The sequence below is a fragment of the Sphingomonas astragali genome (assembly GCF_051400615.1).
Taxonomy (GTDB): domain Bacteria; phylum Pseudomonadota; class Alphaproteobacteria; order Sphingomonadales; family Sphingomonadaceae; genus Sphingomonas.
In genome coordinates, this window is sequence record NZ_JBLFFH010000001.1 from 909,239 (window position 1) to 932,598 (window position 23,360).

The window sequence follows — 23,360 nt, forward strand, 5'->3', positions numbered from 1 at the left end:
TATGCGCGAGATCGTGTTCGACACCGAGACCACCGGCCTCAGCTTCGCCGGTGGCGACCGGCTGGTCGAGATCGGCTGCGTGGAGCTCATCAACAAGGTCGAGACCGGCCGGACCTTCCACGCCTATATCAATCCTGAGCGTTCGATGCCGGCCGAAGCGCAGGCGGTGCACGGCCTCGGCGATGCCTTCCTGGCGGACAAGCCGGTATTCGCCGCGCTCGTCGGCGAGCTGCTCGAGTTCCTCGGCGATGCGCCGCTGGTCGCGCACAATGCTGGGTTCGACTTCAGTTTCCTCAACGGTGAGCTCGGCCGCTGCGGCCACCCGGAAGTCTGCCGCACGCGCATGGTCGACACGCTGGTGCTGGCGCGGACCAGGCATCCGGGCGCGAAGCATACGCTCGACGCGCTCTGCACGCGTTACGGCATCGACCGCAGCCACCGCGTGCTCCATGGGGCGCTGCTCGACGCGCAGCTGCTCGCGCAGGTCTATGTCGAGCTGTCCGGCGGCCGGCAGATCGGACTCAGCCTGGCGGTCGAGGTCGCGACGATCGAGGTCGTGGCGCCGGCGACGCGCGCCGTGGTGCGGCCGGCGCGACCGCACGCCGCCAGCGAAGAGGAACTCGCGCGCCACGCCGAGTTCCTGGCGACGGTCAAGGAACCGCTATGGGGGGCTCCGGCGTTGGGATGAGTCCGCCGGGGGGCGCGCTTCCTTTGCGCCATCCCCATTTTGAAAAGGAGGAAGCGATGGATATCCGGGTCTCTGGCCATCAGGTCGAAACCGGCAACGCGCTCAAGCGCCACGTCGAGGAGCGGCTTCAGGGGATCGCGGACAAATATTTTGCGCGTGCGCTTTCGGCCCAGGTGACCTTCGGCAAAGGGCCGCACGACCATCGCTTCACCTGCGACATCGTCGCGCATGTCATGCAGGGCCTCATCCTCAAGGGCAGCAACGACGGCCAGGACGCGCACGTCGCCTTCGACGGCGCCGCCGACAAGATCGAGAAGCAGCTGCGACGCTACATGCGCCGGCTCAAGGACCGCAACGCCGGCGAAGCGGCAGCGGTGCAGGAGAGCCAGGCCTATGACAATGCCGGCTATACCGTCTTCAACGCGGGCGGCGAGGAAGAGGCGGCCGAGGCGCCGGTGATCATCGCCGAGACGCGCGTCGACGTACCCAACGCGAGCGTATCCGACGCGGTGATGATGCTCGACCTCCGGAACACCAACGCGCTGCTTTTCACCAACAGCGGCACCGGCAGCCTCAACATGGTCTATCGCCGCGGCGACGGGACGATCGGCTGGGTCGAGCCCAACCGCGCCGACTGACCACACTGCCCGGAAGATCATCGATGAACGACATTACCGACCTGCTCGGCCACGACGCCGTATTCGCGGACATGGCCGTCGGCAGCAAGCGCGCGCTGTTCACCGCGCTCGGCGCGGCGGCGGCGAAGCTTTGGGGGCTCGACGCCAGGCTGGTCGTCGACCGCTTGGCGGCGCGCGAGAAGCTCGGCACCACCGGCTTCGGCGGCGGCATCGCCGTGCCGCACGCGCGGATCGAGGACCTGGCGGGCGTGCGCGGGCTGTTCGCGCGGCTGGCGCGGCCGATCGAGTTTGCGGCGGTCGACGACCTGCCGGTGGATTTGGTGTTCATGCTGCTCTCGCCTACCGGTGCCGGGGCGGAGCATCTGAAGGCGCTGGCGCGCATCTCGCGGCGGATGCGTGACCGCGCGCTCACCGACAAGCTGCGCGGCGCGGCGTCGCCCGACGCGATCTATGCCCTGCTCACCGGCATCGAAGCTCGCGATGCCGCCTGAGGCTGAGGGGCTGTCCCCGCCCGCCGGGGCAGAGGCCCATTTCCGCGCGCTCGAGTCGCTCTATGCCGCGGCGCCGATCAACCGGCTGTTCGATTCGCGGATGGAGATCGTCGCGCCCGGCGAGGCTCGAATCCATTTCACCGTCGCCGAAAGCTTCTTCCATGCCGCCGGGGCGCTCCACGGCACCGCCTATTTCAAGATGCTCGACGATGCGGCCTTTTATGCGGCGAACAGCCTGGTGAGCGATCGATTCCTGCTCACCACCGCCTTCAACTTGCTGTTCACCAAGCCGCTCAGGGCAGGGCCGGTGGTCGCCGAAGGACGCTGGGTGAGCGGGCAGCGGCGGGTGCTGATCGCCGAGGCGCGGCTGGTCGACGCCTCGGGCGAGGAAGCGGCGCGCGGGACGGGCACCTTCATGCGTTCCAACATCCCGCTGGCGGGATTACCGGGCTACCGGGCGTGAGCGCCATATGACCGGGCGCCTGGCGAGCGGCCTCCTGGCCAGGGCGCTGATCCGCCGCGTCCATGATGCCGGCGGCAGCGCGATGGTGCTCGCGCGGGGCGACGATCAGGCCGGCGCGCTGCTGGTGCTGTTGCTCGAAAGAGGGAGTGGACCGCGTTTCGTCGAGCGCGGAATCGGGCCTGATGGCCGTACCGCATTGATCTGGACAGGACCGCGCGAGATGGATTCGGAGGCAGTCGCCGCCTATTGGCGCCGCCGCGTCGAGCGCGATCCCGATTTGTGGGTAATCGAACTGGATATCCCGGAAGGGGAACGATTCGTCGCTGAAACGATCACGCTGAATTGACTTTGCTGCGTCGCGGAATCAATCACTTGCCGCGTTTGTTAGCGTTGTGCCGTTCGAAGTGCGATTTCGGCCGGTGACGCAGTCGGGGGGTTTCCCGATCCGTATCGTATCCGCCTCTTCAAAGAGTGACGGAAGCTGCCGGTCGTGTGCCAACCGCACTTGATCGTTGTTGAATGCCGTTCCTCGTCCGCGCCGCAGTTCCTGCGGCCGTTTTTCTTGTGAGCGCCGTCCTCGTCGGCACCTCGGCGCCCGGCTTCGCCCAGAAGCTCGATACCGCGCCGCTCACGACGCTCAACGCCATCGCGCTTCCCCAGGTTCCGCCCGTTCCGGCGCCTCAGGCCGTCGTCGAGCCGGCCACGGCCGTTCAGACCCTCACGCCGCAGCCCGCGATGATCCAGGCGATTCCAACCGAGGACGAGCAGCCGGCTGTCCAGGCCGAGGACGATTTCGATTCGCTCGCCGATGCGGTCGCGGCGCAGAACACGGTGCTCGACGACGATCGCGAGCTCCGGTGCCTCGCCTCCGGCGTCTATTTCGAATCGAAGGGCGAACCGCTCGCTGGCCAGCTTGCGGTCGCCGAGACCATTCTCAACCGCACCCGCTCGGGCCGATTCCCCAAGTCGGTGTGCTCGGTGCTGACCCAGCGCGGCCAGTTCTCGTTCGTGCGCGGCGGCCATGTGCCGACCGGCAAGGGCAAGGCGTGGCAGACCGCAGTGGCGGTCGCCAAGGTCGCGCAGCGCGACTTGTGGGATACGGCTGCCGACAAGGCGCTCTATTTCCATGCGCGGCGGGTCTCGCCCGGCTGGCGGCTGTCGAAGGTCGCCGCGATCGGCAACCATGTCTTCTATCGCTGAGTTCGTTTCGCCGACACCGCCACTTTCCAGTGTTCCCATGATGTTCTAGGAAGGGGCATGGCCAGCGCCGTGCCCCTTTCCGATTCTCCGGCTCCGCTCGCCGCCGGCGATGTCGCGCGTGGGGTATGCCGGATGCTGCTGCGTCATGACATCGTGGCGATTGCGGAGGTGCCGCTCGACGGTGGACGCCGCGCCGACCTGATGGCGCTGGATGCCAAGGGCGGGCTGGTGATCGTCGAGATCAAGGTGTCGCGGGCCGACCTGCTCGGCGACGCCAAATGGACCGATTATCTGGGACATTGCGACCGTTTCTATTGGGCGGTGCCCGAGGGCTTCGATGCGAGTCCGCTCGACGGCCCTGCTTTCCTGCCCGAGCGTTCGGGGGTGATCGTCGCCGATCGCTACGACGCGGCGATCGTGCGCGAGGCGGCGACGGTGGTGCTGCCCGTACACGCCCGCCGCCGCTGCACGCTTGCGCTCGCGAGACGCGCAGCCCGGCGGGTGATCGGACTCACCGACCCGGACGCGTTCGGCGAACTCGGGGGCTATTAGCGCTCGCCGTCATCCCCAGCGACGAGTGAAAGGATCAAAGCCCCGGACCCGAAACGCGGCGGCTGCTGGCCTTTGGTGCGTCGGCGAGCAGCTTGGTCAGCGCCGGCGAGCGGGTGTCGCGCTGGGCATAGTCGCGCGCCGACATGCCGGCGACCACGTCGCGCTGGTCGGGATTGGCGCCGGCGTCGAGCAGCCGCCGCGCCATCTCGAGGTTGCGCAGCTGCACCGCGCGGATAAGCGGGGTCTCGCCCGAGGCATTGGCGAGGTTCACGTTCGCCTTCTGCTGAGTCAGCACGTCGACGCAATCGAAGCAGCTCGCGCCCACCGCCAGAATCAGCGGCGTGTTGCCACGCCCGTCCTGGATGTTGATGTTGGCGCCGCGGCCGATGAGAAAGCGCAGGTAGGTGACGTCGCTGCGCTTGGTCACGATATGCAGCGCGGCGTCGCCCGAATCGTCGCGGGTGTCGATGATCCGCGACCCCGGCTTGTCGAGAATCTGGGTGACCTTGTTGCCGTCCGCCTCGCGCACGGCCTTCAGGAACTCGTAGCTGTCGGACATGCGCTGGGCGGGGACTGCGGCGGGGGCGGCGAGCAGCGCGGCGGCGAGGACGAAGCGGAAAGCGGGCGACACCATCGACGGAGGATCCTGTTGAGCTTGCAAGGATGCGATTAGCAGACCAAGGCTCGCGATGCCATGAACAGACGCTTACCGGCTCTCGCCTTGCTGCTTGCGCTCGCCGGCTGCGGCGGCGGCATCGATTCCGGCGCTCCGCCGCCGCTGGCCGGCGCCCGGATCGGCGGTCCCTTCACCCTCATCGACCAGGACGGCAAGCGCGTCACCGACAAGGATTTCGCCGGCCGCTATCGCATCATCTACTTCGGCTACACCTTCTGCCCCGACGTCTGCCCGATCGACGTGCAGGCGATCGGCGGGGGGTTGAAGGCGTTCGAGCAGGCCTCGCCGGCGCTCGGCGCCCGGGTCGTGCCGATCTTCGTCACCGTCGATCCCAGGCGCGACACGCCGCCGGTGCTCAAGCAGTTCGTCTCCGCTTTCCATCCACGCATGATCGGCCTTACCGGCAGCAAGGCGGGGATCGACGCGGCGGCCAAGGCCTACGGCATCTATTACAAGCTCGAGCCGCCGGCGCCGGGCGGAGGCTATCTGGTGCAGCACAGTCGCCAGGCCTATCTGATGGGTCCGGACGACGCGCCGATCGCGCTGCTGCCGGCCGACAAGGGCCCCGCGGCCGTGACGGACGAGCTCAAGCGCTGGGTGAAGTGACCGACGATCGATTCTGGGAGACGCTGCCGCTCGACCGGCTCGACCGCGCCCAATGGGAGGCGCTGTGCGACGGCTGCGGCAAATGCTGCCTCTACAAGCTGGAGGATGAGGAGACCGGCGCGCTCCATCCGACAAACGTCGCCTGCCGGCTGCTCGACCGGCGTACGGGGCTGTGCAGCGATTATCGCAACCGCCGCGCGCATGTACCCGACTGTGTGCGGCTGACGGCGCGCACCATCGCCGACATCGACTGGCTGCCCGGCACCTGCGCCTATCGCCTGCGTGCGGCCGGCGAGCCGCTGCCCGAGTGGCATTACCTCGTGTGCGGCGACCGCGAGGCGGTGCACCGTGCCGGCGAATCGACGCGCGGCTGGACGGTGTCGGAGGTCGATGCCGGCGAGCTCGAGCACCACATGATCGATCGGGCGCTGTGACTTCGACGATCGAGGTCCGCCGCCATCCGCGCGCGCGGCAGCTCAAGCTTTCGGTCGATCCGGCGAGCGGCCGGGTGCGGCTGACGCTGCCGAAGCGCGCCGCGTTGAAGCCGGCGCTCGCTTGGGCCGAGGAGCAGGGCGGCTGGATCGCGGCGCAGCGCGCCAGGCTGCCGGAGGCGCGGCCGTTCGTGCCGGGGGCGGTGATCCCCTTCGGCGGTAAGGACGTGGTGCTCGAGCATTGCCCCGGCGCCGTGCGTACGCCGACTCGCGAAGGCGATCGGCTGGTGTGCGGCGGTCCGCCCGAGGGCTTTCCCGGCCGCGTCACCCGCTGGCTGAAGCGCGAGGCGCTGCGGATGCTGAGCGAAGAGACTGCGCATTATGCCGCCAAGGCCGGCGTCGCGGTCGAGACGGTCACCATCGGCGATCCACGCGGGCGCTGGGGAAGCTGTTCGTCAAGCGGAGCGATCCGCTACAGTTGGCGGCTGATCCTCGCCCCCGCCCATGTCCGTCGCGCGACGGTGGCGCACGAGGTCGCGCACCGCGTCCACATGAATCACGGTCCCGCCTTCCATCGGCTCGTCGCCGAGCTGTTCGAAGGCGATGCCGCCGCGGCGCGCGCCTGGCTGCGCGCGCACGGCGCACAGCTTCACTGGTTCGGCCGCTCGTCCTGAAGATGGGGATCGCGATCGGGCGGCGGCAGCGGCGTGCTTTGCGGCGGCGGCTGGCGCGGAGGCCGGTCGCGGCCGATCGCCCGGTCGATGAAATCCTGATCGAGCCGCTGCGGCGGCGGAAGCTGCTCGCCATCTTCCGGCGGCGGGGTCTGGCCGTCGGCGCCGGGTTCAGGGATCGCGAGATCGTCGGGTGCGGGCTCGACCGGATTGCCGTCGGGATCGACCATCATCCCGTTGTCGGGCTGACCGAGATAGGCCTCGTCGTCGGGCTCGAGCTGCCATTCGGGCAGCTTCACCTCGGTATCGAAATTCTCGATCGGCCGGTTCGCCACCGCCTTGCGCATGAAGCTGGCGAAGGCGCGTGCCGGGGCAGTGCCGCCCTGGAGGCCCGGGATCGGCCGCGCATCGTCGCGGCCCATCCACACGCCGGTGGCGATGCCGCTGGAGAAGCCGAGGAACCAGCCGTCCTTGTTCGAGCTGGTGGTGCCGGTCTTGCCCGCCACCGGCCGCCCGATCTGCGCCGCGCGCGCGGTGCCGGTGTTGACCGCGGTCTGGAGAAGGTCCGTCATTTCGGCGGCGACATAGGGGGCGACCAGCACGCGGCTGGTGTCGACCTGATGCTGGTAGATCACCTGGCCGTTCGCGGTGACGCGGGTGATCGCATAGGGCGTGACCATCACCCCCTTCTGCCCGACGCTGGCGAAGGCGCGTGTCATGTCGATCAGGCGCACGTCGCTGGTGCCGAGCACCATCGAGGGATGGGTGTTGACCGGCGTGGTGATGCCGAAGCGCCGCGCCATGTCGGCGACCGTAGTGAAGCCGACCTCCTGCCCCAGCTTCGCCGCGACGGTGTTGATCGAATAGGCGAAGGCAGTGCGCAGATCGATCTGCCCCGAGAAGCGGCGTGACGAGTTTCGCGGGCTCCAGCCGTTGATCGTGACCGGCTCGTCGACGATCGCGTCGTCGGGCTTGTGGCCGGCCTCCAGCGCGGCGAGATAGACGAACAGCTTGAACGCCGATCCCGGCTGGCGCGTCGCCTGGGTCGCGCGGTTGTAGATCGAGCTGATGTAGTCCTTGCCGCCGACCATCGCGCGCACCTCGCCGCCGCGGTCGAGCGCGACCAGCGCGCCCTGCGCGCCTTTCGGCGTGTTGGCATCGATCGCGGCGTCGGCCGCCGCCTGCATGTTGAGGTCGAGCGTGGTCCACACCTCGAGCGGCTCGACCGTCTCGTCGATCAGCGTCTCTAGCTGGGGCAGCGCCCAGTCGGTGAAATAGCGGACGGAGTTCTGCCGCGGTTCTGGAGCGAGCTTCACCGTCCTGGGATCGGTGCTCGCCGCCTCGGCCGGCGTGATCGCGCCCGTCTCGACCATGGTCTGGAGGACGACGCCGGCGCGACCGACCGCGGCTTCGGCATCGGCGGTCGGCGAATAGCGTGAGGGTGCCTTGACCAGCCCGGCGATCACCGCCGCCTCGCTCAGCGACAGGTTGGTGGCGGGATGGCCGAAGAATCTCCGGCTCGCCGCGTCGATGCCGTAGGCGCCGCCGCCGAAATAGACCTTGTTGAGGTAGAGCTCGAGGATCTGGTCCTTGCTGAACTTGCGCTCCAGCGCCAGCGCCAGGATGCCTTCCCGGATCTTGCGGCGCCAGTCGTATTTGTTCGACAGGAAGATGGTGCGCGCGACCTGCTGGGTGATGGTCGAGGCGCCCTGGAGGCGACGGCCGTTGTTGCGGTTCTCGAAGCCGAACTTGATCGCGCGCGCCATGCCGACCGGGTCGACGCCGATGTGCGAGCGGAAGCGACGGTCCTCGACCGAGACCATCGCGTCGCGCATCACCTTCGGAATCCGGTCGTAGGGAATCCACTCGCCATAGCTCGGCCCGAGCGACACGATCACGGTGCCGTCGGCGGCATGGACTCGGATCATCTGGCCGTTGGGCGAGGATTTGAGCTCGTCGAAGCTCGGCAGCGAGGCGCGCGCGCTATAGACGGCGATCGCCAGCGCGGCGAGGGCGAGGATCGCCAATGTCAGACCGATGCCGACCGTCCAGGCGAGGACGCGGCGCCAGCGCGGCTTGGAGGATCGGGTGCTGCGGCTCGCCATCGCGTCGACGGGAGGATTACGCGGTTACGGATTCGCGAACAAGGGGATCAGGCGACCTACCCGTTCGCCTTGGCGCGGAAATCGAGGCTGACCGAGTTGATGCAGTAGCGCAGCCCCGTCGGCGGCGGCCCGTCGGGGAAGACATGGCCCTGGTGCCCGTCGCAGCGCGCACAGCGCGCCTCCGTGCGCACCATGCCGTGGCTCATGTCGCTGTGCTCCGTGATGCGGTCCTCGGCGATCGGGCGCGTGAAGCTCGGCCAGCCCGAGCCCGAATCATATTTGTCCTCGCTGTCGAACAGCTCGAGCCCGCAGCCGGCGCAGCGATAGACGCCGTCGGCCTTGTTGTTGGTGTATTTGCCGGCGAACGGCGGCTCGGTGCCGGCTTCGCGCAGGACGTGGAATTGCTCCGGCGTCAGGCGCTTGCGCCATTCGGCCTCGGACAGGTTGAGCTGTTCCATGGGTCTTCGCGTGATCGATTCGCTCCCCTGCGTCAACGCAGGAATGCCTGATCCATGTGAGGAGGGCGGCCGACGTCCGCCCGGATTACGTCGATAAGGATCAATCCTTCCACGCCCACCAGATTTGTGCCGGCGGCACGTTCCACCACTCGATCGCATAATCGATGCGGTCGAAATGCGGAGCGAGGAAATTGCGGACGTTCGGATTGAACTGATAGACGAGGAAGGCGCCGCCGGGCCGGAGAACGCGGCGCGTCGCCGCGGCGATGCGATCGCCCACGCCGGGCGGCAGCGTCGAGAAAGGCAGGCCCGAGAGCACGTAATCGGCGTTCTCATGGCCATGGTCGGCAACGATCTTCTCGACGTCCTCGGCCGAGCCCTGCACCACCGTGAAGCGCGGATCGTGAAAGGAATCGCGCAGGTAGGTGACGAAATCGGGATTGGTGTCGATCGCGATATAATGCGCGTCGGGACCCAGCCGGTCGAGCACCGCCTGGCAGAAGGTGCCGACGCCCGGACCATATTCGACGAACAGCTTGACGCTGCCCCAGTCGACCCGGTCGAGCACGCGGCGGATCGTCCGGTCCGACGACGGGATGATCGATCCGACCATCACCGGCCGCCTCAGGAACTCGCGGAAGAACATCGCGTGCGGAGAGAGGCGGCGGTGGCGCTTGCGTGCCGAGCGGCCGAGGGAAAGCGAGCTGGTCATCATGATCCTTGCAAAGCCGGCGACAAGCGAGCGTCCGTCGCAAAACTGCAACGAAAGTGCAAGCGCGCCGGTTGCATGTAGGCAGGGAGAATGGTTGCACAATGCGACCGACTGCCTAGGGTCCGTGCGCGATGACCGGCCCGCGGATCGACCGCACCTTCGCGATGCTGTTCGTGGTGATGCTGACGATCGCCGCGGGCAACACGGCGCTGCAATCGGTGCTGCCGGCGCTGGGACGTTCGCTGGGCGTGCGCGACAGTTGGGTGGCAGTCGCCTTCTCGGTCTCGGCGCTGCTGTGGGTGGTCGCCGCGCCGTTCTGGGCCAACCGGTCGGATCGGCACGGGCGGCGGGCGATGGTGCTGCTCGGGCTCGCCGGCTTCTGCCTGTCGCTGTTCCTGTGCGGATCGTTCCTGGCAGCAGGAATCAACGGCTGGATTCCGGGCACGCTCGCCTTCGCGCTCTTCGTGATCGGGCGGATGTTCTATGGCGGGCTCGGTTCGGCCGCGCCGCCGGCGGTGCAGGCGATCGTCGCGGGGCGTACCACGCGCGAGGAGCGCACGCGGGCGCTGGCGCTGCTGGGGTCGGCATTCGGGCTCGGCACCATCCTGGGACCCGCGATCGCACCCTATCTGGTGGTGGGGCATCTCGGCGACATCGAGATCGGCCTGGCGGGACCGGCGTTCGTCGGCTGCATGATCGGCCTCGTCGTACTGGTCGCTGCGGCGCGGCAGTTGTCGGGGCAGTCCCTTCTGACCGGCCATGGCGCCGCGTCGGCCTATCCCTCGATCGGCGGCGCGCCGACCGGGGCGAGCGTCACCGCGGCGGTGGCAGAGCATGACGAGCGGGTCGGCTTCCTCGATCCACGCATCCGCGGATGGATCGTGATCGGGCTGATCATGGGCCATGCCCAGGCGATGACCGGCCAGGCGATCGGCTTCCTGGTGATCGACCGGCTCCACCTGTCCCCGGGCGAGGCATTGCAGCCCACAGGGCTCGTGCTGATGATCGGCGCGGTCTCGGCGCTGCTGGTGCAATGGGGCTTCATCCCGCTGCTCAATCTGACGCCGGCGATGCTGGTGCGGATCGGACTGGTGATCGCCGCGATCGGCTGTGCGGCGACGGGGACCGCCGGCACGCTCTACGGCATCGCGATGGGCAATGCGCTGGCGGCGATGGGGTTCGGCTTCATCCGGCCGGGCTTCACCGCCGGATCGAGTCTGGCGGTCGGTGCCGGGGCGCAGGGGTCGGTCGCCGGCAAGGTGACGTCGGTCAACGGGGCGTCCTTCGTGCTGGGGCCGTCGATCGGCGTCGGTCTCTACGAGCTGTGGCGGCCGCTGCCCTATCTGACCGCGGCCGCCGCGCTGGTGCTGCTGCTCGGCTATGCGTGGGTCAGTCTTCGCCCTTCGGCCCCCGGCCGTGGAGCGTCCCCGGAGGGATGAAGCCGATTGGCTGGATCGCCAGCGCATCCTGCTTGAGCTGCGACGACATCCGCCGATATTCCTCCTCCATCTCCGGCGTGACCGAGGCGCGGGACTCTTCCAGCGCTTCCTCGAAATCAGCCATGCCGACCGCGCGCGCGCCCAGCGATTTCCGCAGCGCGATCATGCCGGCGCGGCGCACCACGTCCTCCAGATCGGCGCCGGTGAAGCGCTCGGTCCGTGCGGCGATCGAATCGAGGTCGACGCCTTCGGCCAGCGGCATCCTCTGCGTCTGGATGTCGAGGATGCGCCGCCGTCCCCCGCGATCGGGCACGCCGACGTAGATCAGCTCGTCGAAGCGGCCGGGCCGCAGCAATGCCGGGTCGACCAGGTTCGGCCGGTTGGTCGCGCCGATCACCACCACCGACTGCAGCTCCTCGAGCCCGTCCATCTCGGCGAGGATGGTGTTGACCACCCGCTCGGTGACCTGCGGCTCGCCCAGGCCGCCGCCACGGGCGGGGACCAGCGAATCGAGCTCGTCGATGAAGATCACGCACGGCGCCACCTGCCGCGCGCGGGCGAACAGGCGGGCGATCTGCTGCTCGCTCTCGCCATACCATTTGCTGAGCAGGTCGGACGACTTGGTGGCGATGAAGTTCGCCTCCGCCTCGCGTGCGACAGCCTTGGCGAGCAGCGTCTTGCCGGTGCCGGGTGGCCCGTAGAGCAGGAAGCCCTTGGCCGGGCGGATGCCGATGCGGAGGAACGCGTCGGGGTCCTTGAGCGGCAGCTCGACGCCTTCCTTGAGGCGTTCCTGCGCCTGGTCAAGTCCGCCGACGTCCTGCCAGCGCACCTGCGGCATCTGCACCATCACCTCGCGCATCGCCGAGGGCTGGACGCGTTTCAGCGCCTCCAGGAAATCCTCGCGGGTGACGGCGAGCGTGTCGAGCACCTCGGGCGGGATCGTCCCTTCCTCGAGGTTGAGCCTGGGCATGATCCGCCGCACCGATTCGATCGCCGCCTCGCGGGCGAGCGCGGCCAGGTCGGCGCCGACGAAGCCATAGGTGGTGCGCGCCAACTCGCCGAGATCGACCCGGTCGCCCAGCGGCATCCCGCGCGTGTGGATGCCCAGGATCTCGCGCCGTCCGCGCTCGTCGGGCACGCCGACGATGATCTCGCGGTCGAAACGGCCGGGCCGGCGCAGTGCCTCATCCACGGCTTCGGGGCGATTGGTCGCGGCGATGACGACGATGTTGGCGCGCGCCTCCAGCCCGTCCATCAGTGTGAGCAGCTGCGCGACGAGGCGCTTCTCGGCCTCGCCCTGCACCTGGCCGCGCTTGGGGGCGATCGAATCGATCTCGTCGATGAACACGATCGAGGGTGCGTTGGCGGCCGCCTCTTCGAACACCTCGCGCAGCCGCTTCTCCGATTCGCCATAGGCCGAGCCCATGATCTCGGGCCCGTTGATCAGGAAGAAGCTGGCATCGCTCTCATTGGCGACCGCGCGCGCGAGCCGGGTCTTGCCGGTACCGGGCGGGCCGTGGAGCAGCACGCCCTTGGGCGGATCGACGCCCAGGCGCTGGAACAGCTCGGGATAGCGCAGCGGCAGCTCGACCATCTCGCGCAGCTGGTCGATCGTGGCGGCCATGCCGCCGACGTCGTCGTAGGTCACGTCGGCGCGGCGGCTTTCCTTGGGCTCCTCGTAATCGGGGCGCAGCTCGATCTCGGTGGTCTCGTCGATATGGACGATGCCCTTGGGCGCGGTCGACACCACGACCATGCGGATTTCCTGCAGCGCATAGGCGGGGGCGCGGAGATACTGGGCGATGTGCGGCGGCACATCGCTGCCGGCGACGCGCTGCTGGCCGACGGTGGCGACGGTGTCGCCGGCGGTGAGCGGACGGCCGGCGAAGCTGCGCTGGAGCGCAAGCGCCGAACCCTGGAGGCGGACGTTCTTGGAGGCCGGCGCGAACACGACGCGCGCAGCGGGTTTCGATTCGGCGCGGCGCACCTCGACGAAGTCGCCCGAGCCGGCACCGGCATTGGCGCGCTGGAGGCCGTCGATGCGCAGGATCTCCAGCCCCTCGTCCTCGGCATAGGGCAGAACCGCGCGCGCCGGGGTGACGCGCTTGCCGACGATCTCGATCACGTCGCCTTCGGTGATGCCGAGCGCTGCCATCAGCGTCCGCGGGATATGGGCGAGGCCGCGGCCGCTGTCCTCGGGCCGGGCGTTGGCCACCTGCAGCTTGCGCCCGCGCGTCTCGTCGTCGGCCATCCGGCTCTCCTAGCAAGATTCCTGAAGTGCGCCACATAGGGCCGCAGTTCCGGGAGCGGGAGGGGTAGCGCAGGCAAAAAAAGGCCGATCCCGAAGGACCGGCCTGGAAAGGTTTAGGAGAGGATGCCTGAAAGGCCTGCCTTATGTGCGGCGCAGCACGGTTTTGTGCAAGTGCGAAATAATTCTACTAAATTGCATTAATTGCAACTATGAGAGCGGTATCAGTGCGTTTTTGACATTTGCGCGTGGTGCGATGCAAGACGGAGGGCACGATGCGTAGGCTCCCGCCCCTGACTGCGATCGAAGCGTTCGTCCAGGTCGCCCGGCTCGGCTCGATCAAGGCCGCGGCCGAGGAGCTGGCGCTGTCCTCGCCTGCGCTCAGCCGCCGCGTACAGGCGCTGGAGCGCTTCATCGGCAAGCCCTTGTTCGAGCGGCGCCATCAGGCGCTGCGGCTCAATGCCGACGGCGAGCGGCTGCTGAGCGGGATCGCCCCCGCGCTCGACACCATTTCCGACACGATCGAGGCGATGACCAGCGGGGTCGAGTTGCTGCGCCTGCGTCTCGGCGTGCTCCCCCTGTTCGCGACGCAGCGGCTGCTGCCGCGGCTCGGCGAATTGAAGCGGCTCCATCCCGAGCTCCATCTCGACGTCGATACCGGCGGCCACGGTGTGGCGCGCCTAGGCGACGGGCTCGACGCCGCGATCGTGCTGGCCGAGGAGATCGATCCGGCGCTCTACGCCAAGCGGCTCGATCGCAACCGCGTGCACGTGATCGCTTCGCGCTCGCTCGCCGAGGGGCCCGGCGCGGTCACCGAGCCGCATCAGCTCGCCAGCCAGACGGTGCTGATCCACCGCGACATGCCCGAGACCTTCACCGCCTGGCGCGAGGCGGTCGGCCTGCCGGACCTCGAGCCGTTGGCGATCGACTTTTTCGATTCGGGATCGCTGATGCTCGAGGCGGCGGCGCAGGGGCTCGGCATCGCCTTCATGCTGGAGACCCATTACGAAGCAGCGAACGATCCGCGGCTGGTCCAGCTCTTCGACGTCACCGTCGAGAGCCGCTACAGCTATTGGTTCGTGTGCCGCCCGCGCGCGCTGCAGACGCGCCCGGTGCGGCTGTTCCATGACTGGGTGGCTGCGACGATCGCGACGGCGTGACCCGAGCCCATCGTAATGAGCGGTGGTTACTCCGCCCGCGCCTGCACGATCTTGCCGGGATTGCGCGGCGGCTCGCCTTTGGGGAGCGCGTCGACATGATCCATGCCCTCGATCACCTCGCCCCACACGGTATACTGGCCGTCGAGGAAGGTCGCGTCGTCGAGGCAGATGAAGAACTGGCTGTTGGCGCTGTGCGGATTGGAGGTGCGCGCCATCGAGCAGACGCCGCGGACGTGCGGCTCGCGACTGAACTCGGCCTGGAGGTCGGGCAGGTCGGAGCCGCCGGTGCCGCGACCGGTCGGGTCGCCGCCCTGCGCCATGAACCCGTCGATCACGCGGTGGAACACGACGTTGTCGTAAAAGCCCTGGTTGGCCAGCGTCGCGATCCGCTCGACATGATTGGGGGCAAGGTCCGGACGCAGGCGGATGACGACGTCGCCGGTCTCGAGCGTCATGGTCAGCGTTTCGGGAAGGTCGGTCACGCGGGGCTCACTCCAAAAGCAACGAGGTGCGGCCGCCCTAGAGCGGGTGCCGGGGCTTGGCAAATTCGTATCCGATCTGGGGTCGTACCGAAACGGGAGCCGAGCGGCCGATTGGCAGTTGGCAGCACCGGCGTTAGGACCTTGGCGGCAACGGATAGTCAGCAAGGGGCGGCACGATGAGCGAGACCGAGCTTCCCCAGCCGGAGGCACCCGAATCCAGCGAGCTCGACGAGGACGACCGGCTGAAGCCCGAGTTTGTCCGCGCGGTGCTCGACGCGGTCGGTGCCGGCGACGACGGCCGCGCCCGCGAACTGGTCGAGCCGCTCCATCCCGCCGACATCGCCGACCTGTTCGAGCTGACGCCCGCCGAGCAGCGTCCGGCGCTGGCACATGCCATCTCGGACCTGCTCGACGGCGACGTGTTCGCCGAGATGAACGATTGGGTCCGCGAGGAGCTGATCGACAGCCTCGAGCCGCACCAGGTCGCGGACATCGCGGCCGAGCTCGACACCGACGACGCCGTCGCGATCATCGAGGACCTCGAGGAAGAGGATCAGCGCGCGGTGCTGCGCGCCCTCGACCCCGACGATCGCGCCGCGATCGAGGAAGCGCTCTCCTATCCCGAGGAATCCGCCGGCCGCCTGATGCAGCGCGAACTGGTCGCGGTGCCCGAGCATTGGGCCGTCGGCGACGTGCTCGACTATCTGCGCGGCAACGAGGACCTCACCACCGATTTCTGGGAGATCTTCGTGGTCGATCCGGCGCACAAGCCGGTCGGCACCTGCCAGCTCTCCTGGATCCTGCGCGCACCGCGGTCGGTCGGGCTCGGCGACGTGATGAAGCGCGAGCAGACGCTGATCCAGGTCGACATGGACCAGGAGGAAGTGGCGCTCAGGTTCCAGAAATACGCGCTGATCTCCGCCGCGGTGGTCGACGGCAACGGCCGGCTGGTCGGCATGATCACGGTGGACGACGTCGTCCACATCATCTCCGAGGAGGCGGGCGAGGACATCCTCCGCCTGTCCGGCGCCGGCGAGGGCGACATCAACGAGCCGGTCATCGACAGCTACAAGGCGCGCGTGCGCTGGCTGATCGCCAACCTTGGCACCGCGCTGGTCGCCGCGACGATCATCACCTTGTTCGAAGGGACGATCAGCCGGATGGTCGCGCTCGCCGCGCTGATGCCGATCGTCGCCGGCGTCGGCGGCAATGCCGGCACCCAGACGATGGCGGTAACGGTGCGCGCGCTGGCCACCAACCAGCTGACCCAGTCGAACACCTTGCGTGCGATCCGCCGCGAGATCTCGATCGCGCTCCTCAACGGGCTCAGCGTCGCGGCGGTGATCGGAATCGCGGTCGGGCTGTTCTACCATCATCCGGCGCTCGGCGCTGTGATCGCCTCGGCGATGCTCGGCAACATCGTCATCGCCGGTCTCGCGGGCGTGGTGGTGCCGCTGACGCTCGACCGCCTCCGCGCCGATCCGGCAGTGGCCTCGTCGATCTTCGTCACGATGACGACCGATTCGATGGGCTTCTTCGTCTTCCTGGGCCTTGCCACCGCGAGCGGCCTCGCCGGCTGACTTGAGTCGGAGCCGGCGAGCGCCCAGATCGGACTCATGCCGCTTCACCTGACCAAGGTCGCCTATGGCTGCGACAGCGTCGCCTATCTGCGCGAGCGCATCGCGGTCCGCGCCGCCGAGGGCGCGTTCGTGATGACCACCCGCTACCTGCCCAAGCGCCACGCCGAGATCGCTGGCGGTTCGCTGTTCTGGATCGTCAAGCACCAGCTGGTCGGGCGCACTCCGATCCTGGGCTTCGGCGAAGCGGAAGGCGGGCGCGTCGCGATCCACCTCGACCCGCAGTTCATCCCCGTCCAGCCGCTCCCGAAGCGCGCGCACCAAGGCTGGCGCTACCTTGAAGCCAAGGACGCACCGCCCGACCTCGGCGGCTCTACCGAAGGGATCGCCGCGATGCCGGCCGAGCTTGCGGGCAAGCTCAGCGCCCTTGCGCTGATTTGATCGTCATGCCGGACTGGTTCCGGCATCCACGGAGCCGCCAATGCTGCGGCTTGAGGTGCGGTGGACCCCGGCACAAGGCCGGGTGACGAAGGCTACTTGGCAAGCGTCGGAAAAGCCGCGCGGAACGCCGCCACCTTCGGCCGGTCCCAGCGCGCGATGTACGGATGGCTCGGGTTCCGCCGCGCGAAATCCTGGTGATAGGCTTCGGCCGGGAAGAACCCGCCGCTCTCGATCCTCGTGGCGATCGGTTTGGCAAAGGCCTGGGCGCGGGTGAGCTGGGCGATATACTGCTCCGCCACCAGCTTCTGCGCCGGGCTCTGCGGAAAGATCGCCGAGCGGTAGCTGGGCCCCTGATCGGGAACCTGCCCGTTCACCTGCGTCGGGTCGTGCGCGACCGAGAAATAGATGCGCAGCAGCGTGCCGTAGCTGACCTGCCGGGGATCATAGACGATCCTCACCGCCTCGGCATGGCGGGTGCGCTCGGTCGAGACCTGGTCGTAGGTGGCGGTGCCGCGCGAGCCGCCGGCATAGCCGCTGACGACGGCGCGCACGCCCTTCACATGCTCGAACACCGCTTCCATGCCCCAGAAGCAGCCGCCCGCCAGCACTGCATTCTGCAGCCCCGGCTTGGCGACCACATCGCGCGCCGGCGGCGGAATCGCCACTGCGCGCTCGGCGCGGCCCGGCATCGCGATGGCCACCGCCCCCGCCGCGATCGTTCCGGCGAGGAGCGGCCAGCGCATGGTCAGAGCGCAGTCTGAACGAAAGGTACGGAGGGCGCCGGCTGCGCCTCGGCGTGCGCGACCTGGCTGCCGATCACGCAGACCGCGCCGATCGCGAACCCGCCGACGAAATAGCGGAGGAAATAGGGCTTCAGACGGGTACGCATATGATGCTCCATTGACGTGTTCAGCCTGAACACCGGCTGACCGCGGTAGTGCGGACGAAAAAGCGTCGGAATCCGGGCGAATGTGGCAGGGCCGCGCTTAACCGGCGCTGGCCGCTCTATTCATCAGGGTGTCAGCGAAGCGCCGCCGCCGCCGTCTGGATGCGCTCGCACGCCTCGCGCAGCGCGCTCTCCGAGGTCGCATAGCTGATCCGCATCGCCGGCGAGAGGCCGAAGGCGGCGCCGTGCACCGCCGCCACCCGCGCGTCGTCGAGGAAATAGCCGATGAGGTCCTCGTCGCTGGCGATGGCCTTGCCGCCCGGCGTCGTCTTGCCGATCAGCCCGGAGACGTCGGGATAGACGTAGAAGGCGCCCTCGGGCCGCGGGCAATGGATGCCGGTCGCCTGGTTCAGCATCGACACGACCAGATCGCGGCGCGACTGGAAGGCCGCCGCGCGCTCCTTGAGGAAGCCCTGCGGCCCGGTCAGCGCCGCCACGGCCGCGGCCTGCGCGATCGAGCAGGGATTGCTGGTCGACTGCGACTGGAGCTTGGCCATCGCCTTGATCAGCCACGCCGGCCCGCCGGCGAAGCCGATCCGCCAGCCGGTCATCGCATAGGCCTTGGAGCAGCCGTTGACGGTCAGCGTGCGCTCGTAGAGGTCCGGGCAGACCTCGGCGATGGTGCGGAAGGTGAAGCCGTCGTAGACGATGTGCTCGTACATGTCGTCGGCGAACACCCAGACGTGCGGATGGCGCGCGAGCACCTCGCCGAGCGCCTTCAGCTCCCCCTCGCTGTAGGCGGCGCCGGTCGGGTTCGACGGCGAGTTGAGGATCACCCACTTGGTCCGGGGCGTGATCGCCGCCTCGAGCTGCTCGGGGCGCAGCTTGTAGCCCTGCTTGACTCCCGCCTCGACGAACACCGGCGTGCCGCCGGCGAACTGGACGACGTCGGGATAGCTCACCCAATAGGGCGCGGGCACGATCACCTCGTCGCCGGGATCGACCGTCGCGACGATCGCATTGAACAGCGTGTGCTTGCCGCCGACGTTCACCGTCACCTGGTCGGTGCCGTAGCTCAGGTTGTTGTCGCGCGCGAACTTGGCGACGATCGCGTCCTTGAGCTCGGGCGTGCCGTCGACGTTGGTGTACTTGGTCCTGCCGTCGCGGATCGCCTGGATGCCGGCTTCCTTGACGTGCTCGGGCGTGTCGAAGTCCGGCTCGCCCGCGCCGAGGCCGATCACGTCGACGCCCTGGCGCTTCAGCTCGAACACCCGCGCGGTCATCGCCAGCGTGGCGGAGGGCTGGATGCGGCCGAGAGCGGCGGAGGGCTTCATGGGGATCACCTCGGGGCAGGAAGGGAGCGCGGCGCCTATAGGCGCGTCGCGCGCTCCTTCGCAACCGCGAGCGGCGAAATCTCGATCGCCAGCGCACCTGAGGGCCCCAGGAGCAGCCGCACCCGGCGCGGATAGCGGATGCGGAAGGTCGCCGCCTGCAGCTCGTTGCGGACCAGGTGGCGGTTGAACGGATAGTGGCGCGCCTCCGCTTCCGCCCTCATCGCATCGAGGTGACGCTCGAGATCGGCGATGCCGCCGAGCGGGTCGAAGGTCATGGTGGCGGTGATGTCGGGCAGGAGGGTCATGGCTTTCGCGCAGGACATGCCACCCCGCACGCCTCGTCGCAAGCCATTGCCGTTCGTGGGTCCGGACTCTAATGCCGGAAAGGAGGCGAGGCGCGGCTTTGCCGTCCCGCCGAACCGATCGGAGAACGCCGAAATGAGCGAGCCGCCGCTCCGCGCCGCCATCATCCCGGTCACGCCGCTCCAGCAGAACTGTACGCTGCTCTGGTGCACCGCGACCATGCGCGCGGCGGTGGTCGATCCCGGCGGCGACCTGCCGCGCATCCGCTCGGCGATCGCGCAGGCAGGGGTGGCGGTCGAGAAGATCCTGATCACCCACGGCCATCTCGATCATTGCGGCATGGCAGGCCCGTTGGCGAGGGACTTGGACGTGCCGATCGAAGGCCCGCACGAGGCGGACCGCTACTGGATCGCGCGGTTGGCGGACGATTCGCGGCAATGGGGCGTTCCCGCCGAGCCGTTCGAGCCGAACCGCTGGCTGATCGACGGCGACGAGGTGACGGTGGGCGACCTCGCGCTGGATACTCGATTCACCCCCGGCCACACGCCGGGCCATGTCGTCTTCCACCACCCGCCGTCGAGGCTGGCGATCGTCGGCGACGTGCTGTTCCAGGGCTCGATCGGGCGGACCGATTTTCCGCTGAGCGACCATCAGGCGCTGATCACATCGATCGTCACCAAGCTGTGGCCGATGGGGGACGAGACCGTGTTCCTCCCCGGCCATGGTCAGCCGAGTACCATCGGCCATGAGCGCGCGAGCAATCCGTTCGTCGGGGATGCGGTGCTGGCCTAGAGTCTGTTTCAGCTTTACTGAAACAGCGGCGCCGATTCAGCGAAGCTGAAAGCGACTCTTAGGTGAGAGGTTGCGCCGGCCAGCCTACTCCATCCAGTGAGTCCGTCTCAAGCCGACGGCACCACCTCGACCGGCGCCGCATCCACCGGCGGCGTCGTGCGGAACGGCAGCACGGCGGCGTAGATGGCGAGCCCCAGCAGCACCGCCCAGGTCGCGCCGATGCCGATCATGCGGCCCGAGCGCCAGCCTTGCATCCCGAACACATGCAGCAACCGTCCGGCGATGAAGACGAGACTTGCCGCCCACAGCCAGCCCGAGGTGCCCGCCGCAAGCTCGACCAGCGCGAGCAGGATCAGCACGAACGGCGCATATTCGACGAAATTGGCGTGCGCGCGCATGGCCGCAAGCAGCCGCGCACTGCCGCCATCGCCCACCATCACCTTTTCCGATATGCGCAGCCGCCCGACTCGCACCCCGATCCACAGATTGATCAGCGCAGCCGCGGCGGCCGTGGCGAGTGCGACGGGCAGGACGATATGCATGGCGGTTCCCCCTCTTCGCCGGCAGGAGTCGCACGGCGCCGCACGGCTTGCAACCGCGGCGAAAATCGCTATAGGCGCGCCTTCGCTTCGCGACCCGCCCGGACATGCCGGCCTGGACGAGCGGCCGGCCGTCGGCTCCGCTTGCCCTTCCCGCGTCCGGGTCGTATCGCGGCCCCGAACCGTCGAATTTCGTTTTTTGAGAAGGTGCCGAAATGGCCGTCCCCAAGAGAAAGACTTCGCCCTCGCGGCGTGGCATGCGCCGCGCGCATGACGCCCTTGCCGTCGAGTCGTTCCAGGAATGCCCGAACTGCGGCGAGCTGAAGCGCCCGCACAACCTCTGCCCAGCTTGCGGCCACTACAACGGCCGTGAGATCGTATCGGTCGAGGGCTGAGCCTCGAAACGACCGAGCAGAGCTTGACCGAGATGCCCCCTGGTTCGCGGATCGCCGTCGATGCGATGGGCGGCGACGAGGGGCTGGCGGTCATGCTCGCCGGCGTCGCGCGCGCGCGACGCCAGTTCGAGGGGATGCGCTTCCTGCTCGTCGGTGACGAGCCGGCGATCCGCGCCGAGCTCAAGACCCATCCCAATCTCACCGCCGCGTCGGAGATCGTTCACGCGGCCGAGGTGGTCAGGTCGGACGCACGGCCGAGCGCGGCGCTGCGCCGTGCCAAGGCAACCTCGATGGGCGTCGCGATCGACCTCGTGAAGCAGGGCCGGGCTGCCGCCGCGGTCTCCTCGGGCAACACCGGCGCGCTGATGGCGATGGCCAAGCTGGCGCTGCGCACCATGCCGGGCATCGACCGGCCGGCGCTCGCCGCGCAGCTGCCGAGTCTGGGCGAAACCGACACGGTGATGCTCGACCTCGGCGCCAATACCGAGTGCGACGCACGGAACCTCGTCCAGTTCGCGGTGATGGGTGCCGCCTATGCGCGCACCATCCTCGACCTCGAAAGCCCGCGGGTCGCGCTGCTCAACATCGGCACCGAGGATCTGAAAGGCACCGACATCATCCGCGACGCCGCGGCGCAGCTGCGCGCAGCGGACCATCTGCCGCTGCGGTTCGAAGGGTTCATCGAGGGCAATTCGCTGTCGCGCGGCAATGTCGACGTGATCGTGTGCGACGGCTTTTCGGGCAACATCGCGCTCAAGACGGCGGAGGGCACCGCCCGTTTCGTCGCCGACCTGCTGCGCCGCGCCTTCCAGAGCTCGACCCGCTCGAAGATCGGCTTCCTGATCTCGCGCCCGGCGACCGAGCTGCTGCGCAATCATCTCGATCCCAACAACCACAATGGCGCGGTCTTCCTCGGCCTCAACGGGCTGGTGGTGAAGAGCCACGGCGGCGCCAACGAGGTCGGCGTCGCCCATGCGATCGAGGTCGCCGCCAAGATGGTGCGGGACGACTTGACGCGCCGCATCATCGAGGACCTCGGCAATTTCGAGGCGCAAGCAGCGTGACCCAACGGCGTTCGGTGATTCTCGGGACCGGATCGGCGCTGCCGCCGCGGCGCGTGTCGAACGACGAGCTCGCGCAGCAGGTCGACACCTCGGACGAATGGATCGTCGAGCGCACCGGCATCCGCTTCCGCCACATCGCCGGACCCGACGAGACCACCGCGACTCTCGCGACCGACGCAGCCAAGGCGGCGCTCGCCGCGGCGGGCATCGCGGCGCAGGACATCGATCTGATCGTGCTGGCCACCGCCACCCCCGACCAGACCTTCCCCGCTTCGGCGACCAAGGTCCAGGCCGCGCTCGGCATCGACGATTGCGTCGCGTTCGACGTCGCGGCGGTATGCTCGGGTTTCCTCTACGCGCTGCAGGTCGCCGATGCGATGATCCGCGCCGGGGCGCATTCCAGGGCGCTGGTGATCGGCGCCGAGACCTTCAGCCGCATTCTCGACTGGGAGGACCGCGCGACCTGCGTGCTGTTCGGCGACGGCGCCGGCGCGATCGTGCTCGTGGCCGAGGAGGATTCGGACCGCGGCGTGCTCGCGACGCGGCTCCATGCCGACGGGCGCCACAATCAGCTGCTCTACGTCGACGGCGGCCCCTCGACCACCGGTACGGTCGGCAAGCTGCGCATGAAGGGGCGCGAGGTGTTCCGCCATGCGGTGGTCAATCTCGCCGCGGTGATGAACGAATCGCTCGCCGCCGCCGGTCTGACCAGCGCCGAGGTCGACTGGGTGGTGCCGCATCAGGCCAATGCCCGCATCCTCGACGCGACCGCGCGCAAGCTCGGCCTCGCGCCCGGGAAGGTGGTGGTGACGGTCGACGAACATGCCAACACCTCCGCCGCCTCGGTGCCGCTCGCGCTCGACACGGCGGTGCGCGACGGGCGGATCAAGCGCGGCGACCTCCTCGTGCTCGAGGCGATGGGCGGCGGGTTTACCTGGGGTGCGGCGGTCGTCCGGTTCTAATGCTGAGGCGGCACCGGCCCGCTCCTGTTTCAACCTGGCTCAGGACT

General features: G+C 68.6%; 29 protein-coding genes. 18 read left to right on the forward strand and 11 right to left on the reverse strand.

The window, feature by feature from the left end; translation table 11 throughout:
* Position 1: 1 nt before the first annotated feature.
* The 7 genes from dnaQ to ACMGER_RS04650 all read left to right on the forward strand — a co-directional run bounded on the left by dnaQ (position 2) and on the right by ACMGER_RS04650 (position 4,032).
* Positions 2-688: a DNA polymerase III subunit epsilon gene (dnaQ, locus tag ACMGER_RS04620; protein ID WP_436810931.1), complete on the forward strand. Its 687-nt coding sequence runs from the start codon at positions 2-4 to the stop codon at positions 686-688.
* 56 nt (positions 689-744) lie between these two features.
* Entirely contained in the window at positions 745-1,326 is a 582-nt protein-coding gene (hpf, locus tag ACMGER_RS04625) for a ribosome hibernation-promoting factor, HPF/YfiA family (protein WP_436810932.1), read from the forward strand.
* Positions 1,327-1,349: 23 nt separating this feature from the next.
* Entirely contained in the window at positions 1,350-1,817 is a 468-nt protein-coding gene (locus ACMGER_RS04630) for a PTS sugar transporter subunit IIA (protein WP_436810933.1), read from the forward strand.
* Positions 1,807-2,280, forward strand: coding sequence for a PaaI family thioesterase (locus tag ACMGER_RS04635; RefSeq protein ID WP_436810934.1), 474 nt, complete (start codon positions 1,807-1,809; stop codon positions 2,278-2,280). Before ACMGER_RS04630 ends, ACMGER_RS04635 begins: the two co-directional genes overlap by 11 nt.
* 7 nt (positions 2,281-2,287) lie before the next feature.
* Positions 2,288-2,626 carry a DUF1491 family protein gene (locus tag ACMGER_RS04640; protein ID WP_436810935.1) on the forward strand — a complete coding sequence of 113 codons (339 nt, stop codon included), beginning with the start codon at positions 2,288-2,290 and terminating at the stop codon, positions 2,624-2,626.
* Between the two features lie 218 nt (positions 2,627-2,844).
* Positions 2,845-3,480 carry a cell wall hydrolase gene (locus tag ACMGER_RS04645; RefSeq protein ID WP_436810936.1) on the forward strand — a complete coding sequence of 212 codons (636 nt, stop codon included), beginning with the start codon at positions 2,845-2,847 and terminating at the stop codon, positions 3,478-3,480.
* A 57-nt stretch (positions 3,481-3,537) separates the two neighbouring features.
* Positions 3,538-4,032, forward strand: a complete 495-nt coding sequence (locus tag ACMGER_RS04650) for an MmcB family DNA repair protein (RefSeq protein WP_436810937.1) — start codon at positions 3,538-3,540, stop codon at positions 4,030-4,032.
* A gap of 34 nt (positions 4,033-4,066) precedes the next feature.
* Here ACMGER_RS04650 and ACMGER_RS04655 read toward each other — a convergent pair whose 3' ends face one another.
* Positions 4,067-4,666 (reverse strand): ankyrin repeat domain-containing protein, encoded by a 600-nt coding sequence (locus tag ACMGER_RS04655; protein WP_436810938.1) that lies wholly within the window; start codon positions 4,664-4,666, stop codon positions 4,067-4,069.
* Between the two features lie 60 nt (positions 4,667-4,726).
* Here ACMGER_RS04655 and ACMGER_RS04660 point away from each other — a divergent pair, with 60 nt between their 5' ends.
* The 3 genes from ACMGER_RS04660 to ACMGER_RS04670 are packed head-to-tail and all read left to right on the forward strand — an operon-like array spanning position 4,727 to position 6,419.
* Complete coding sequence (locus ACMGER_RS04660) at positions 4,727-5,314, forward strand: SCO family protein (RefSeq protein ID WP_436810939.1); 588 nt, start codon at positions 4,727-4,729, stop codon at positions 5,312-5,314.
* Positions 5,302-5,748, forward strand: a complete 447-nt coding sequence (locus ACMGER_RS04665) for a YcgN family cysteine cluster protein (protein WP_436811671.1) — start codon at positions 5,302-5,304, stop codon at positions 5,746-5,748. Before ACMGER_RS04660 ends, ACMGER_RS04665 begins: the two co-directional genes overlap by 13 nt.
* The gene (locus tag ACMGER_RS04670) at positions 5,745-6,419 is read left to right on the forward strand and encodes a M48 family metallopeptidase (protein WP_436810940.1); all 675 of its coding nucleotides are present in this window, start codon (positions 5,745-5,747) and stop codon (positions 6,417-6,419) included. Before ACMGER_RS04665 ends, ACMGER_RS04670 begins: the two co-directional genes overlap by 4 nt.
* Here the strand turns inward: ACMGER_RS04670 and ACMGER_RS04675 are convergent.
* From ACMGER_RS04675 to ACMGER_RS04685, 3 genes are all read right to left on the reverse strand, one after another.
* A complete protein-coding gene (locus ACMGER_RS04675; RefSeq protein WP_436810941.1) occupies positions 6,395-8,521 on the reverse strand; it encodes a transglycosylase domain-containing protein in 2,127 nt (708 codons plus the stop codon). The genes ACMGER_RS04670 and ACMGER_RS04675 overlap by 25 nt on opposite strands.
* 56 nt (positions 8,522-8,577) lie before the next feature.
* The gene (gene msrB, locus ACMGER_RS04680; RefSeq protein WP_436810942.1) at positions 8,578-8,979 is read right to left on the reverse strand and encodes a peptide-methionine (R)-S-oxide reductase MsrB; all 402 of its coding nucleotides are present in this window, start codon (positions 8,977-8,979) and stop codon (positions 8,578-8,580) included.
* 100 nt (positions 8,980-9,079) lie between these two features.
* The gene (locus ACMGER_RS04685) at positions 9,080-9,694 is read right to left on the reverse strand and encodes a class I SAM-dependent methyltransferase (protein WP_436810943.1); all 615 of its coding nucleotides are present in this window, start codon (positions 9,692-9,694) and stop codon (positions 9,080-9,082) included.
* Between the two features lie 128 nt (positions 9,695-9,822).
* On the opposite strand from ACMGER_RS04685, the gene ACMGER_RS04690 reads away from it, so the two are divergent.
* Positions 9,823-11,130 (forward strand): MFS transporter, encoded by a 1,308-nt coding sequence (locus ACMGER_RS04690; protein ID WP_436810944.1) that lies wholly within the window; start codon positions 9,823-9,825, stop codon positions 11,128-11,130.
* Here ACMGER_RS04690 and ACMGER_RS04695 read toward each other — a convergent pair.
* Positions 11,081-13,381 carry a CDC48 family AAA ATPase gene (locus tag ACMGER_RS04695; RefSeq protein ID WP_436810945.1) on the reverse strand — a complete coding sequence of 767 codons (2,301 nt, stop codon included), beginning with the start codon at positions 13,379-13,381 and terminating at the stop codon, positions 11,081-11,083. The genes ACMGER_RS04690 and ACMGER_RS04695 overlap by 50 nt on opposite strands.
* A gap of 272 nt (positions 13,382-13,653) precedes the next feature.
* Here ACMGER_RS04695 and ACMGER_RS04700 point away from each other — a divergent pair, with 272 nt between their 5' ends.
* The gene (locus ACMGER_RS04700; protein ID WP_436810946.1) at positions 13,654-14,538 is read left to right on the forward strand and encodes a LysR substrate-binding domain-containing protein; all 885 of its coding nucleotides are present in this window, start codon (positions 13,654-13,656) and stop codon (positions 14,536-14,538) included.
* A 26-nt stretch (positions 14,539-14,564) separates the two neighbouring features.
* Here ACMGER_RS04700 and ACMGER_RS04705 read toward each other — a convergent pair whose 3' ends face one another.
* Entirely contained in the window at positions 14,565-14,993 is a 429-nt protein-coding gene (locus tag ACMGER_RS04705; RefSeq protein ID WP_436811672.1) for a peptidylprolyl isomerase, read from the reverse strand.
* Between the two features lie 203 nt (positions 14,994-15,196).
* Between ACMGER_RS04705 and mgtE the strand changes: the two genes are divergently transcribed.
* Both mgtE and ACMGER_RS04715 read left to right on the forward strand, forming a co-directional pair.
* On the forward strand, positions 15,197-16,600 hold the full coding sequence (gene mgtE, locus ACMGER_RS04710; protein ID WP_436810947.1) for a magnesium transporter: 1,404 nt from the start codon (positions 15,197-15,199) through the stop codon (positions 16,598-16,600).
* A 36-nt stretch (positions 16,601-16,636) separates the two neighbouring features.
* Entirely contained in the window at positions 16,637-17,038 is a 402-nt protein-coding gene (locus tag ACMGER_RS04715) for a DUF1489 family protein (RefSeq protein WP_436810948.1), read from the forward strand.
* Between the two features lie 92 nt (positions 17,039-17,130).
* Here ACMGER_RS04715 and msrA read toward each other — a convergent pair whose 3' ends face one another.
* The 4 genes from msrA to ACMGER_RS04735 all read right to left on the reverse strand — a co-directional run bounded on the left by msrA (position 17,131) and on the right by ACMGER_RS04735 (position 19,563).
* Positions 17,131-17,781, reverse strand: coding sequence for a peptide-methionine (S)-S-oxide reductase MsrA (msrA, locus tag ACMGER_RS04720; RefSeq protein ID WP_436810949.1), 651 nt, complete (start codon positions 17,779-17,781; stop codon positions 17,131-17,133).
* Between the two features lie 2 nt (positions 17,782-17,783).
* On the reverse strand, positions 17,784-17,927 hold the full coding sequence (locus ACMGER_RS04725) for a hypothetical protein (RefSeq protein WP_436810950.1): 144 nt from the start codon (positions 17,925-17,927) through the stop codon (positions 17,784-17,786).
* 131 nt (positions 17,928-18,058) lie between these two features.
* Positions 18,059-19,258 (reverse strand): pyridoxal phosphate-dependent aminotransferase, encoded by a 1,200-nt coding sequence (locus tag ACMGER_RS04730; protein WP_436810951.1) that lies wholly within the window; start codon positions 19,256-19,258, stop codon positions 18,059-18,061.
* A gap of 35 nt (positions 19,259-19,293) precedes the next feature.
* Positions 19,294-19,563, reverse strand: a complete 270-nt coding sequence (locus tag ACMGER_RS04735; protein WP_436810952.1) for an aminotransferase class IV — start codon at positions 19,561-19,563, stop codon at positions 19,294-19,296.
* A 133-nt stretch (positions 19,564-19,696) separates the two neighbouring features.
* Here ACMGER_RS04735 and ACMGER_RS04740 point away from each other — a divergent pair, with 133 nt between their 5' ends.
* Positions 19,697-20,353, forward strand: coding sequence for an MBL fold metallo-hydrolase (locus tag ACMGER_RS04740; RefSeq protein ID WP_436810953.1), 657 nt, complete (start codon positions 19,697-19,699; stop codon positions 20,351-20,353).
* Positions 20,354-20,460: 107 nt separating this feature from the next.
* Here the strand turns inward: ACMGER_RS04740 and ACMGER_RS04745 are convergent, their stop codons facing one another.
* Positions 20,461-20,895, reverse strand: coding sequence for an MAPEG family protein (locus ACMGER_RS04745; protein WP_436810954.1), 435 nt, complete (start codon positions 20,893-20,895; stop codon positions 20,461-20,463).
* 212 nt (positions 20,896-21,107) lie between these two features.
* On the opposite strand from ACMGER_RS04745, the gene rpmF reads away from it, so the two are divergent.
* The 3 genes from rpmF to ACMGER_RS04760 are packed head-to-tail and all read left to right on the forward strand — an operon-like array spanning position 21,108 to position 23,313.
* Positions 21,108-21,287 carry a 50S ribosomal protein L32 gene (gene rpmF / locus ACMGER_RS04750; protein ID WP_233784613.1) on the forward strand — a complete coding sequence of 60 codons (180 nt, stop codon included), beginning with the start codon at positions 21,108-21,110 and terminating at the stop codon, positions 21,285-21,287.
* Between the two features lie 32 nt (positions 21,288-21,319).
* Positions 21,320-22,351, forward strand: coding sequence for a phosphate acyltransferase PlsX (gene plsX, locus ACMGER_RS04755; RefSeq protein WP_436811673.1), 1,032 nt, complete (start codon positions 21,320-21,322; stop codon positions 22,349-22,351).
* A complete protein-coding gene (locus tag ACMGER_RS04760) occupies positions 22,348-23,313 on the forward strand; it encodes a beta-ketoacyl-ACP synthase III (protein ID WP_436810955.1) in 966 nt (321 codons plus the stop codon). The genes plsX and ACMGER_RS04760 overlap by 4 nt, the downstream gene beginning before the upstream one ends.
* The last annotated feature ends 47 nt before the right edge of the window (positions 23,314-23,360 follow it).